The following is a 12089-nucleotide window of genomic DNA, read 5'->3' on the forward strand; positions in this document are numbered from 1 at the left end:
ATGAAAGCCTCTATCATGACTGCGTTAAAATCCGATTTCCTGCGCATCCTCACCGAGCGCGGATATATCCACCAATGCTCTGATATCGAGGGGCTGGACGAAGCGGCGTCCAAGGGCCGGCTGACGGCCTATGTCGGCTATGACTGCACGGCGGGCTCGCTCCATATCGGCTCGCTGATCTCCATCATGATGCTGCACTGGTTCCAGCAGACGGGCCATCGGCCGATCACCCTGATGGGCGGCGGCACGACGCGGGTGGGCGATCCGTCGGGGCGGGACGAGACGCGGCGGATCCTGTCGCTCGACCAGATCGAGGAGAACAAGCGCGGCATCCAGAAGGTGTTCGAGAAGTTCGTCCGGTTCGACGGCGGCGAGGCCGTCATGGTCGACAACGCCGAGTGGCTGACCAAGCTCAATTATATCGAGATGCTGCGCGACATCGGCCGTCATTTCTCGGTCAACCGCATGCTCTCCTTCGATTCGGTGAAGATGCGGCTCGAACGCGAGCAGGAACTCTCCTTCATCGAGTTCAACTACATGATCCTGCAGGCCTATGATTTCGTGGAGCTTTCGCGGCGCTACGACTGCGTGCTGCAGATGGGCGGCTCGGACCAGTGGGGCAACATCGTCAACGGCATCGATCTCGGCCGCCGCATGGGAACGCCGCAGCTCTACGCCCTCACCTGCCCGCTCCTGACCACCTCCTCCGGCGCCAAAATGGGCAAGACCGCCTCCGGCGCCGTCTGGCTCAACGAGGAGATGCTCTCGGCCTACGACTACTGGCAGTACTGGCGCAACACCGAGGATGCCGACGTCGAGCGCTTCCTCAGGCTGTTCACCACGCTGCCGCTCGACGAGGTCGCGCGGCTGGCGGCGCTGGGCGGCTCGGAGATCAACGAAGCCAAGAAGCGCCTCGCCACCGAGGCGACGGCACTGGTTCATGGCCGGGACAAGGCGCTGGCCGCCGAGGAGACGGCGCGCAAGACCTTCGAGGAAGGCGCGCTGGCCGAAGACCTGCCGAGCTTCATACTCACCGATCTGACAACGGGCATGAGTGCAAATACAGCTTTTGTAATGGTTGGCTTAGTGAATTCGACAAGCGAGGCGCGGCGGCAAATTGCCAATGGCGGCCTCAAGATCAACGATCAAATCGTAACCGATCCCAAGGCCACGCTCACCTTGGAAGACTTGACTGGTAGCGGAGTGATCAAGCTCTCGCTTGGGAGGAAGCGTCACGTGTTGGTTCGGCCCGCGTGATAGGCGTGACTCATTTCCGCAGTCATGCGGACGTTCTCGGACACGGGTGCCGAGTCAACAGAAAATGGCACGATATTCCTTCTCCCGAGCCAGGCTGTGCGAGAACTCCGCGCAGTCTTGGATTGTGTCCGGAACCTGTGGGCGAGGAAGATTGATTTCATAGTGGATTTGCTTTGAGGGCTTCCAGGAGGGCTGGAATGCCCAGGATTGCGGTAACCCGCTTGAGATTGAAGCCCAGGACGGCGAGAGCCAGTTCAGCTTTTGCCTTCTGGAGGCCTCGCAGCAGGAAGCGGGGATAGCCCAGCATCCATTTGATGGTGCCGAAGGGATGCTCTGCCAGTTGGCGCCGCTGCTTCATCAGGGTCGGGTTCTCGATGGTGCGCCGATGCATGGCCTGGCGAGCGTCCTCATAAAGGTGGCGCGTGATCTGCCGGCTCTGAGCCTTGGTGCATTTGGGTTTCAGGGCACAGCCGCCGCAGGCTGTGGTCGAGTAGCGCTTCTCCTGCTCGGTCTGGGAGATGCAACGAAGCGAGAGGATCTCTCCCGCGGGACAGGTCCAGCTGTCGCTGGCCGCATCATAGGAGAAGGCCTCGCGGCTGAAGAGGTCGCCATTCCTGGCATTGACGGTCTTTTGGCGAGGAACCGCAGCCGTGATGCCCGCCGATGCGCAGGCCTCGCCCTGCTCGCCATTGGAATAGCCGGTATCGGCGACCACGGCGAGGCTTTCCACCTCCAGCGCCTCCTTGGCCGCCTGAGCCATCGGCAGGAGCTGGGCCTGATCGTTGCAATCGTTGATCAAGTCGAACTGCGCAATCAGGCCATGCTTGTCATCCACGACGCTCTGGGCATTGTAGGCAACCTGATGGCCGTGGCGGGCTGTCTTCATCAGGCGTGCCTCGTCCTCGCCGATCACCTTCTGGCTGAGCCCCGCGGCAGCCAGATCCCGGGCCTGGGCCTGGATCTCCTCGCGTCGCACACGCAGGCTCGCAAGGGCTTTGGCGACATCCTCCGGTCTGGTTTGAGCCTCGGCCGCGGCCTCCTCGCGATCGGCTTGATCCATCGCCTTCAGATGATCGGCAATCCGAGCGTCGAGCTTGGCCATCCGCTTCTCCAGTTCCTTGGGCGTGATCACCTTCTTGCGACTGGCAACGGCTTCGATCTTGGTTCCGTCTAGAGCTACCAGCTCTCCACCATACAGGGACTGGCCACGGCAGAACCGGATGAAGGATCGGCACACCCCTATGATCGCCTCGACATGCTCCTTGCGGAAATCGGCAATCGTCTTGAAGGAAGGCGTCACGCGGTTGACCAACCATTGTACCTCGATATTGCGCACGGCTTCCCGTTCGAGGCTGCGGCTGGAGCGTATACGGTTCAGGTAACCATAGACGTACAGCTTCAGTAGATCGGCAGGCCGATAGGGCGGCCGGCCTGTTGCTTCGGCTTCGACTTTCGAAAATTTCAGCCCATTCAAATCAAGGCCATCGACAAAGGCATCGATGACACGCACCGGATGATCACCACAAACAATCTCATCAAGGCTCGAAGCCACCAGAGATCGTTGATAGCGCGATTCTCCAACAACATGTGCCATAATGATCCTCCGATACTGTAGAATAACATTACAGCATATTCTAAGTACTTTGGGAATCGCTCGGACGGGTTTTCACACAGCCTGGAGCGGGAGAAGGTGGCACGAAGTGCCGGATGAGGGTCTGGAGCTCAACAATTTGGGCGAAGTTTCGTCGAGCTTTGTTCACTAAGGCTTAGACCCTCATCCGCCTGCCGGCACCTTCTCCCAAACGGGAGAAGGAAGCTTAGCCGTCTTTCCCAACCCCTTCTGAACGAAACGTCCGCGCCCCCGGGTTTACTCTTCCGCCGGATGCTCCGCCCGATAAGCTCGCGCCAGGCGCCGGTAATGGAGAACGCCGAAGGGGATCGTGGCGAGATAGATCGCCGTGATCGCGGTCAGCGTCTCCCAGGGGTAGAAGGCGAGGAGCATCACCAGGGCGACGGCGGCCACGAAGATCGGCAGCACCCACTCCCGGGGCACGCGGGTGCCGAGCTTCTTGCCGGAGAAGGTGGGGATGGTCGACACCATCAGGAAGGCGATCAGGAAGACATAGGCGAGTTCGAGCGGCGCGAAGACCCGCTCGTGATGCAGGCCGAGGAAATCGAGATAGATCGGCAGCAGCACGGTGCACGCGCCCGCCGGCGCCGGCATGCCGGTGAAGAAGTTGGTCTGATAGGCCGGCCGGTTCGGATCGTTGATGGTCACGTTGAAGCGCGCGAGGCGCAGCACCATGCAGATGGCGAAGACGAGCGAGCCGATCCAGCCGAGCGATTTGAGGTCGTGCAGGCCCCAGAAATACAGGACCAGCGCCGGCACCACGCCGAAATTCACGAAGTCGGCGAGGGAATCGAGCTCGGCGCCGAAGCGGGACGTCCCCTTCAGGTAGCGCGCCACCCGGCCGTCGACGCCGTCCAGCAGGGCCGCCACCACGATGCAGCCGACGGCGAGTTCGAGCCGCTCTTCGATCGCCAGGCGGATCGCCGTCATGCCCGCGCACAGCGCGATCAGGGTAATGACGTTGGGAATGAGGACGCGCAGCGGGATGGCGCGGAACCTCGTTCCCCTCGGGTCCGGCTTGTCGGGCTGGAATGGCGGAAACAGCGGGTCCATCATGGCCGTCGTCAACCGACGCGATGGGTGAGTTGCGGAATGACCGACTGGGCGTCGGCCAGGATGGTTTCGCCCGCCACCGTCTTCTGCCCGATGCCGACGAGCGGCCTGACGCCCTCCGGCAGGTAGACGTCGACACGCGAGCCGAAGCGGATCATTCCCAGCCTCTGGCCCACCACGACGCTTTCGCCCTGGCTGGTCCAGCAGACGATGCGGCGCGCGACCAAGCCGGCGATCTGGACGACGCCGTAGCGGCTGGCGCCGGTCTCGATGATGAAGCCGTTGCGCTCATTGTCGTCGCTCGCCTTGTCGAGGTCGGCGCTCAGGAACTTGCCGGGCTTGTAGGCGATGCGGGTGATGGTGCCCGTCACCGGGCTGCGGTTCACGTGGCAATCGAAGACGTTCATGAAGATCGAGACGCGCAGCAGCGCGTGACCGGCCAGGCCGAGCTCGGGCGGCGGCAAGGCATGGGCGATCTGGCTGACGATACCGTCGGCCGGCGCGACCACGAGGCCCGCCCGTACCGGCGTCACCCGCGCGGGATCGCGGAAGAAATAGGCGACCCACACCGTGATGATGAGGAACGGCCAGAAGACCCACCCCGGCAGCCAGATCAGCGCGATCAGCGTGGCGACCGCAGCGATCGCCAGGAAGGGATACCCTTCGCGGTTGATCGGGACGAGGATTTTCCGGACGGAAGAAACTATCGACATAGACACATCTCGCTGGCACTGCAGCGGTAGCCCAAACAGCGCGTAAAGGCCAGAGCGCGACGGAACTGAGAACAATGTTGCCTGCATCTTGTGCGATCCAAAATGGCTGCTACAGTTCGAGGCAGGCGGGCGGCCGACGGATGAGGATCTGAATGCGTGACGGAGCCGTGCAGGACGGAGCCAATCGGATGCCCGTCGTCGAGCTCGACGATATCCACAAGAGGTTCGGCCTGCTGGAGGTGCTGAAAGGCGTCTCGCTCACGGCCCATGAGGGCGACGTCATCGCCCTGATCGGCGCTTCGGGTTCGGGCAAAAGCACGCTGCTGCGCTGCACCAACCTGCTGGAAATTCCCAATTCCGGCCGGATTCTCATCGGGAACGAAGAAATCAGGCTGAACCGTACGTCGGATGGCACGATGCAGGTGGCGGACCAGCGCCAGCTCCAGCGCATCCGCAGCCGCCTCGGCATGGTCTTCCAGAGCTTCAACCTGTGGGCGCACCGCACGGTCCTCGAAAACGTGATCGAGGCGCCGGTGCATGTGCTTGGCCAGCCCAGGGCCGAGGCGATCGCCCGCGGCGAGGAATTGCTCAGGAAGGTCGGCCTCTACGCCAAGAAGGACGTCTACCCCGCCTTCCTGTCGGGCGGCCAGCAGCAGCGTGCGGCAATTGCCCGCGCGCTGGCGATCGAGCCCAGGGTCATGCTGTTCGACGAGCCGACTTCGGCGCTGGATCCCGAACTCGTCGGCGAGGTGCTGCGCGTCATCCGCGACCTGGCCGCCGAAGGCCGCACCATGATCGTGGTGACGCATGAGATGGCGTTCGCCCGCGATGTCGCCAACCATGTGATGTTCCTGCACAACGGCACAGTCGAGGAGGAAGGCACGCCGCAGAAGGTATTCGGCTCTCCCGAAAGCGAGAGATGCCGCCAATTCGTGAGGCCACGCGACCATTGAGGCCGCACGGGACGACCCGGAAGGCGCAGAAGCGCCGAATCAAGAATAACGACCAACCAACCGCAGGGGACCTGCAAATGAAGTTTCTCGATGCCAAATTGCTGGCAGCCGCCGCGATCCTGTTCGGATCGGCGCTCGCGAGCGCGCATGCCGATCCGATCAAGGTCAGCGTCGCCGCCGAGCCCTATCCGCCCTTCGCCTCGAAGGGGGCCGACGGCACATGGGCCGGCTTCGAAGTCGATCTCGCCAGGGCCGTGTGCAAGGCCGCGCAGCTCGACTGCGAGATCGTCGCCACCGCCTGGGACGGCATCATTCCCGCGCTGCAGTCCAAGAAGATCGACGTGATCTGGGCCTCGATGACGATCACGCCCGAACGCGCGCAGCAGATCCTGTTCACCATCCCGTATTACAACACACCGGCGGAATTCATCGCCAACAAGGACGACACGTTCGACTTCAGCCCCGGCGGCCTCAAGGGCAAGGCCATCGGCGTGCAGGTGAGCACGATCCACGCGACCTATGTCCAGAAGGCCTATCCCGACGCGAACATCAAGACCTACGCCACGCAGGACGCCGCCAATGCCGACCTCGCGGCCGGGCGCCTCGATCTCGTGCTCGCCGATGCCGCGGCCCTCGACGACTTCCTCGCCGGCAATGACGGCAAGTGCTGCGAGACCAAGAACTTTCCGAAGGACCCGATCTTCGAGGGCGGCGTGGGCGGCGGCGTCCGCAAGGAAGACACCGCGCTGAAGGCCAAGCTCGATACCGGCATCACCGCCGTCTACAAGAGCGGCGAATATGCGACGATCGAGAAGAAGTACTTCAAATACGAGGTCGGCACCCCGCCGAAATGAGCTGGCATGATCGAGCCGGCGCCGGCGCGCATCCATGCGCGTGCCGGCAGCCGGGCTCCCCGGGCCGTTCCGTCGCCGGGACGGGCCCGGCATGCGTCGTCCCGTCTTCCGGCGGGACGATCCCTCGATAGGCGGGAGCCGGCGTGAACACATTTCTGGGCCAATTGCAGGCCGGCTGGGGCGTCGCGCTGCTCGGCGGCCTCGTCATCACCCTCCAGATCTCGATCGGCGGCTACATCACCGGCCTTGCCATCGGCGGGCTTGTGGCCTGGACGAAACTCCGCGGCCTGCGCTGGGCCGTGCTCCTCGCCAACGCCTATTCGACCATCTGCCGGGCCGTCCCGGAAGTGCTCCTCATCCTGATCCTGTTCTATGCCGGCCAGACGGCCCTCAATGCGCTGATGGATCGGCTCGGCTGGAGCACGGTCGACATCTCCGGCAAATTCGCCGCCATCGCCGTGCTGGGCATCGTGCTCGGCGCCTATGCCTCGGAGATCCTGCGCGGTGCCGTGCTCGCTTTGCCCAAGGGCCAGATCGAGGCGGCGAGGGCCTATGGCCTGCACGGCTTCAGCCTTTTCCGCCGCATCATCCTTCCTCTGATCGTGCCCTACGCCCTGCCCGGGCTGACCAATCTGTGGATGTCGATCCTCAAGGATTCCGCGCTGATCTTCGCGGTCGGCTACAGCGAGCTGACCTTCACCGCCATGCAGGCGGCAGGCTCAACCAAGCTCTATTTTCCGTTCCTGATGCTGTGCGGCGCCATGTATTACGTCGTCACCCAGGTCTCGAACATCTTCTTCAAGGCCATCGAAGCCCGTATACGCCGCTGGATGCCGAGGTTGGGATGAGCATGCCGATCGATCTGTCGACCTGGTTCTTCGGCAATTTCGGCTGGATCGGGAAATACTGGTTCAGCAACATCGTTCCCGGCTTCATCACCACGCTGCAGCTGCTGTTCTTCTCGCTGCTGTTCGGCTATCCCTTCGCGATCCTCGTCGGCTTCGGGCGGGTCTCGCGCAACAGGTTCGTCTACGCGGTCTCGACGGCCTTCGTTTCGATCATCCGCGGTACGCCGCTGCTCGTGCAGATGTTCATCTATTATGTCGGCCTGGGCTCGCTGTTTCCGGCCATTCCCGGCATCCGCCACAGCTTCATCTGGCCGTTCCTGCGGGAAGGCTATTATTACGTGATCTTCGCCCTCGTCGTTAGCGTCGGCGCCTATGTCGGCGAGGTGATGCGGGGGGCCCTGCTGTCGGTGCCGCGCGGCGAACTCGAGGCGGCCCGCGCCTTCGGCTTCCGCGGCTTCAGCCTCGTGCGCCGCATCTGGCTGCCCCGCGCCATGCAGGCGATGATGCCGACTTTCGCGGGCGAGACCGTGCTGTGCCTGAAATCGACGGCACTCGCCTATCTGGTGACGGTGCAGGACCTGCTCGGCCAGATCAACATCATCCGCTCGCGGGAAGCGATCACCTATACCCCGCTGCTGACCGTCGCCGTCGGCTATCTCCTCACCACGCTGGTGATCGAGGCGGCCTTCCGGCGCTTCGAAGCCTCCTTCGCCAAGACGAGCCGCGCGCCCTGACGGGTGCCTGTGGAGCGGCGATCACCGATCGCCCGTCTCGGTGACCCCGAGAGCAGGGGAAAGGAAGAGGGCGACCGGTGATCGCCCTTCCCGTCGCATCGGTCTCTGCGCACTGGGGCGGGACGGTCCCGCCCCAGATCAAGCGTGCCAGCGCAGCGACATGCAGGAGAGGCCGGCGTCGATCCTGGCGATCTGCGACGTCGGCAGCCGCACCACGCTGAAGCCCTCCGCCTCGAGCAGGGCCGCCGTGCGCGGATAGTCCTCGCCGACGAGGACGCGCTCGTTGACGCGCAGGGCGTTCGCGCCGGCCTCCTCGCCCTCCGGCGTGTGGAGGACGCGCAGGCCGGCGAAGACGCCGGACGCGGCGAGCCTGGCCGTCGACAGCATGGTGCCCTCGTCGAGCAGCGAGCAATCCGACTTGAAGTGCAGGACGCCGGGCGGCGTGGTGACGATCTCGCCGCGGCGGCCGAGTTCGGCCAGGCACGCGACCAACGCTTCGGCGCCCTGCCGGTCGGTGCGGTCGGAAAGACCGATCATCACCGCCTGCAGCGTCACCAGGACATCGCCGCCATCGGCGAAGCCGGGCCCGGGCAGCGACAGCACCCGCTCGAAGCGGCGCCGCAGCACCGGCTCGATCGCCGCCGTCTCGCCGAAACGGCTGGGCGCGCCGGGACGCAGCAGGATGGCGCCTTCGGCGAAGACCAGCGCGGGATCCTCGACGAAGATCGAATCCGGAAAGGCCTCCAGCGCCGGGAGGATCTCGACCTCGACGCCCGCCAGCCTGAGGGCCTCGACATAGGCCCGATGCTCGGCGCCGACCCCCTCATGGGTCGGGGCGCCGCGGTCCTCGGCGCGCAGGCCCTGCACGACGCTCGTCGCCGGCAGGCGGACGATGGCGTTGTCGAAGGCGTAGACCGGAAAAGCCGACATGGAACGTCCCCCGAGATCAGCGGAAATGGCGTCCGGCAGGACCGCCTACCCTTCCGGGGGGCGATAGCGGACGATGTAGATCCAGGCGCCATAGGCGGCAATGATGCCGAACAGGCTGCCCCACATCTGGTTGCCGTGCCACAATTCGCCGGCCGCCCAGGCGGCGGGCGCCAGGCAGAGGGCGAGCCGCACCCAGAGCGGCCGCATCCAGTTCGGCGTTTCGGGTGCCGGCATCATGCCTCAGGCCTCTGCGAGGTGGGCGGCGATGGCGTCGAGCGCCTCCTTGGCCCGGGAGCCGTCGGGGCCGCCGGCCTGCGCCAGGTCCGGCCGACCGCCGCCGCCCTTGCCGCCGAGCGCTTCCGAGCCCTTGCGCACCAGATCGACTGCGTTGAAGCGCCCGGTGAGATCGGCGGTCACGCCGACGACGAGGCCGGCGCGGCCGTCCTCCGAGGTGGCGACGATGGCGACGACGCCCGAACCGATCTGCTTCTTGCCCTCGTCGGCCAGCGCCTTGAGGTCCCTGAGATCGATGCCGGTGACCGCCTTGGCGAGCAGGCGGGCATCGCCGACCATGCGGATCTCGCTCTCGCCGCCGCCTCCGCCCATGGCGAGCTTCTTGCGCGCCTCGGCGAGGTCGCGCTCGAACTTCCGGCGCTCCTCGAGCAGCGTCGTCAGGCGCTCGCCGGCTTCATGCACCGGCACGCGGAGCAGATCCGACAGGCCCTGCAGCAGGCGGCTCTCGCCGACCAGATGCTTGCGGGCCCCCTCCGCCGTCATCGCTTCGAGGCGGCGCACGCCGGCCGCCACCGCGCCTTCCGACACGATGCGGATGAGGCCGATGTCGCCGGTGCGCCGGACATGGGTGCCGCCGCACAGCTCGACGGACCAGGCCTTGTTGGAGCCGGGCAGCCCCTCGCCCATGGCGACGACGCGCACCTCGTCGCCATATTTCTCGCCGAACAGCGCGCGGGCGCCGGAGGCGATGGCGTCGTCGACGCTCATCAGGCGGGTCGTCACCTCGGTGTTCTGCAGCACGATCTCGTTGGCGAGGTCTTCGATCTCCCGCAATTCCTCGTCCGAGATCGGCTTGGGATGCGAGAAGTCGAAGCGGAGCCGGTCGGGCGCGACCAGCGAGCCCTTCTGGGCGACGTGGTCGCCCAGCGTGAGGCGCAGCGCCTCGTGCAGGAGATGCGTCGCCGAATGGTTGGCGCGGATGGCCGAGCGGCGCTTGTGGTCGACCGCCAGCTCGAGCGCGGCGCCCTTCCGCAGCGTGCCCTCGTCGACGGTGACGGCATGGACGAAGAGGTCGCCGAGCTTCTTTTGGGTGTCGGTGACGTGCAGCTTGACGCCGGCGCCATGGATGAGTCCAGCATCGCCCTGCTGGCCGCCGGATTCACCGTAGAACGGCGTCTGGTTGAGGACGAGGAAGCCGCTCTCGCCCGGCTCCAGCGCCTCGACGGCCTTGCCGTCCCGGACGAGGGCCAGGGCGACGCCTTCCGCCGTCTCGGTCTCGTAGCCGAGGAATTCGGTGGCGCCGAGTTCCTCGCGCAGGCCGAACCACACGGTCTCGGTGGCCGCATCGCCGGAACCGGCCCACGCCGCGCGGGCCCGCTGCTTCTGCTGCGCCATCGCGGCGTGGAAGGCCTCTTCGTCGACGCTGATGTTGCGCGAGCGCAAGGCATCCTGCGTGAGGTCGAGCGGAAAGCCATAGGTGTCGTACAGCGTGAAGGCGACGTCGCCCGAGAAGACCTGTCCGTCGCCGAGTTTCTTCGACTCCGCCTCGAGCAGGCCGAGACCGCGCTCCAGCGTGCGGCGGAAGCTCGTCTCCTCCAATTGCAGCGTCTCGGTGATCAGCGTCTCCGCCCGGCCGAGCTCGGGATAGGCCGCGCCCATTTCGCGCACCAGCGCCGGCACCAGCTTCCACATCACCGGATCCTTGGCGCCGAGCAGCGAGGCATGGCGCATGGCGCGCCGCATGATGCGGCGCAGCACATAGCCGCGGCCCTCGTTGGAGGGCAGCACGCCGTCGGCGACCAGGAAGGACGACGCCCGAAGGTGATCGGCGATCACGCGATGGCTGGCGACATGCGCCTCGTCCGCAGGTACGCCGATCGCATCCACCGAGGCGCGGATCAGCGCCTGGAAGAGGTCGATGTCGTAATTGTTGTGCTTGTGCTGCAGCACCGCCGCGATGCGCTCCAGTCCCATGCCGGTGTCGATCGAGGGACGCGGCAGCGCCAGGCGCTCGCCGCCCGCCAGTTCCTCGAACTGCATGAAGACGAGGTTCCAGATCTCGATGAAGCGGTCGCCGTCGGCATCGGGCGAGCCGGGAGGCCCGCCCCAGATCTGCTCGCCATGGTCATAGAAGATCTCGGAGCAGGGGCCGCAGGGGCCGGTATCGCCCATGCGCCAGAAATTGTCGGAGGTGGCGATACGGATGATCTTGTCGTCGGAGAGACCGGCGATCTTCTTCCACAGCGCGTAGGCGTCGTCGTCCTCGGAATAGACGGTGACCATCAGCTTGGATTTCGGCAGGCCGAAATCCCTGGTGATCAGGTTCCAGGCGAGCTCGATCGCCCGTTCCTTGAAATAGTCGCCGAAGGAGAAGTTCCCCAGCATCTCGAAGAAGGTGTGGTGGCGGGCGGTGTAGCCGACATTGTCGAGGTCGTTGTGCTTGCCGCCGGCGCGCACGCATTTCTGCGAGGTCGCGGCGCGCGAATAGGGCCGCTTCTCGACGCCGGTGAAGACATTCTTGAACTGCACCATGCCGGCATTGGTGAACATCAGCGTCGGGTCGTTGCGCGGCACCAGCGGGGAGGATGCCACCGGCTCGTGGCCGTTGCGCGCAAAATAGTCGAGAAAGGTGGACCGGATCTCGTTGACGCCGCTCATTGCTCGATATGCCTGTTCCCGCTGGCCGGATCCCGCCGGGAGCCAGCATCAATATGGTGGTGGCGCGTTGTAGCGATGCCGTACCGGCCTGTCGAGCAGAGTAAACGTCAAAAACCCGTCCGGCGAGGCTGCCGGACGGGTTTTTGGCTCGCCTTCGCTGGCAAAAGCCTCCTGCGGCCGCTTGATTGGCCTGGACCGCCAGGCCGATGCCGCGCCATGCCGCCG

Annotated in this window: 11 protein-coding genes; 5 read left to right on the forward strand and 6 right to left on the reverse strand. The window is 65.2% G+C overall.

The genetic code is table 11. The annotated features are described in order from the left end of the window. Positions 1 to 15: 15 nt before the first annotated feature. Positions 16 to 1257 carry a tyrosine--tRNA ligase gene (tyrS, locus tag J3R73_RS18745; RefSeq protein WP_307430159.1) on the forward strand — a complete coding sequence of 414 codons (1242 nt, stop codon included), beginning with the start codon at positions 16 to 18 and terminating at the stop codon, positions 1255 to 1257. A gap of 157 nt (positions 1258 to 1414) precedes the next feature. On the opposite strand, the gene J3R73_RS18750 is transcribed toward tyrS, so the two are convergent. The 3 genes from J3R73_RS18750 to J3R73_RS18760 all read right to left on the reverse strand — a co-directional run bounded on the left by J3R73_RS18750 (position 1415) and on the right by J3R73_RS18760 (position 4653). Continuing rightward, complete coding sequence (locus tag J3R73_RS18750) at positions 1415 to 2851, reverse strand: IS1182 family transposase (RefSeq protein WP_307427432.1); 1437 nt, start codon at positions 2849 to 2851, stop codon at positions 1415 to 1417. A gap of 273 nt (positions 2852 to 3124) precedes the next feature. Further along, entirely contained in the window at positions 3125 to 3940 is an 816-nt protein-coding gene (pssA, locus tag J3R73_RS18755) for a CDP-diacylglycerol--serine O-phosphatidyltransferase (RefSeq protein WP_307437481.1), read from the reverse strand. A gap of 11 nt (positions 3941 to 3951) precedes the next feature. Beyond that, positions 3952 to 4653, reverse strand: coding sequence for a phosphatidylserine decarboxylase (locus tag J3R73_RS18760; protein WP_307430162.1), 702 nt, complete (start codon positions 4651 to 4653; stop codon positions 3952 to 3954). Positions 4654 to 4805: 152 nt separating this feature from the next. Between J3R73_RS18760 and J3R73_RS18765 the strand changes: the two genes are divergently transcribed. The 4 genes from J3R73_RS18765 (at position 4806) to J3R73_RS18780 (ending at position 8042) form a co-directional block, all read left to right on the forward strand. Further along, positions 4806 to 5606: an ABC transporter ATP-binding protein gene (locus tag J3R73_RS18765; protein ID WP_307430164.1), complete on the forward strand. Its 801-nt coding sequence runs from the start codon at positions 4806 to 4808 to the stop codon at positions 5604 to 5606. Between the two features lie 77 nt (positions 5607 to 5683). Beyond that, positions 5684 to 6460, forward strand: a complete 777-nt coding sequence (locus J3R73_RS18770; protein WP_307430167.1) for a transporter substrate-binding domain-containing protein — start codon at positions 5684 to 5686, stop codon at positions 6458 to 6460. Between the two features lie 299 nt (positions 6461 to 6759). Next, positions 6760 to 7308, forward strand: a complete 549-nt coding sequence (locus J3R73_RS18775; RefSeq protein WP_370879954.1) for an ABC transporter permease subunit — start codon at positions 6760 to 6762, stop codon at positions 7306 to 7308. After that, the gene (locus tag J3R73_RS18780; protein ID WP_307430173.1) at positions 7305 to 8042 is read left to right on the forward strand and encodes an ABC transporter permease subunit; all 738 of its coding nucleotides are present in this window, start codon (positions 7305 to 7307) and stop codon (positions 8040 to 8042) included. Before J3R73_RS18775 ends, J3R73_RS18780 begins: the two co-directional genes overlap by 4 nt. A 138-nt stretch (positions 8043 to 8180) precedes the next feature. Here the strand turns inward: J3R73_RS18780 and J3R73_RS18785 are convergent, their stop codons facing one another. Genes J3R73_RS18785 through alaS form a run of 3 tightly spaced genes read right to left on the reverse strand, consistent with a single transcriptional unit; the run spans position 8181 to position 11864 of the window. Further along, entirely contained in the window at positions 8181 to 8972 is a 792-nt protein-coding gene (locus J3R73_RS18785; protein ID WP_307430177.1) for a dimethylarginine dimethylaminohydrolase family protein, read from the reverse strand. A 45-nt stretch (positions 8973 to 9017) separates the two neighbouring features. Further along, on the reverse strand, positions 9018 to 9209 hold the full coding sequence (locus J3R73_RS18790) for a hypothetical protein (RefSeq protein WP_307430180.1): 192 nt from the start codon (positions 9207 to 9209) through the stop codon (positions 9018 to 9020). A gap of 3 nt (positions 9210 to 9212) precedes the next feature. Beyond that, the gene (gene alaS / locus J3R73_RS18795) at positions 9213 to 11864 is read right to left on the reverse strand and encodes an alanine--tRNA ligase (RefSeq protein WP_307430182.1); all 2652 of its coding nucleotides are present in this window, start codon (positions 11862 to 11864) and stop codon (positions 9213 to 9215) included. Between the last annotated feature and the right edge of the window lie 225 nt (positions 11865 to 12089).

Source organism: Labrys monachus (genome assembly GCF_030814655.1).
Taxonomy (GTDB): domain Bacteria; phylum Pseudomonadota; class Alphaproteobacteria; order Rhizobiales; family Labraceae; genus Labrys; species Labrys monacha.

Excerpts from the sequence above, each read along its gene's own strand:
- alaS (WP_307430182.1), bottom strand. The coding sequence starts at position 11,864 with ATGAGCGGCGTCAACGAGATCCGGTCCACCTTTCTCGACTATTTTGCG.
- J3R73_RS18750 (WP_307427432.1), bottom strand. The coding sequence starts at position 2,851 with ATGGCACATGTTGTTGGAGAATCGCGCTATCAACGATCTCTGGTGGCT.
- J3R73_RS18770 (WP_307430167.1), top strand. The coding sequence starts at position 5,684 with ATGAAGTTTCTCGATGCCAAATTGCTGGCAGCCGCCGCGATCCTGTTC.
- tyrS (WP_307430159.1), top strand. The coding sequence starts at position 16 with ATGACTGCGTTAAAATCCGATTTCCTGCGCATCCTCACCGAGCGCGGA.
- J3R73_RS18760 (WP_307430162.1), bottom strand. The coding sequence starts at position 4,653 with ATGTCGATAGTTTCTTCCGTCCGGAAAATCCTCGTCCCGATCAACCGC.
- J3R73_RS18785 (WP_307430177.1), bottom strand. The coding sequence starts at position 8,972 with ATGTCGGCTTTTCCGGTCTACGCCTTCGACAACGCCATCGTCCGCCTG.
- J3R73_RS18765 (WP_307430164.1), top strand. The coding sequence starts at position 4,806 with ATGCGTGACGGAGCCGTGCAGGACGGAGCCAATCGGATGCCCGTCGTC.
- J3R73_RS18790 (WP_307430180.1), bottom strand. The coding sequence starts at position 9,209 with ATGATGCCGGCACCCGAAACGCCGAACTGGATGCGGCCGCTCTGGGTG.
- pssA (WP_307437481.1), bottom strand. The coding sequence starts at position 3,940 with ATGGACCCGCTGTTTCCGCCATTCCAGCCCGACAAGCCGGACCCGAGG.
- J3R73_RS18780 (WP_307430173.1), top strand. The coding sequence starts at position 7,305 with ATGAGCATGCCGATCGATCTGTCGACCTGGTTCTTCGGCAATTTCGGC.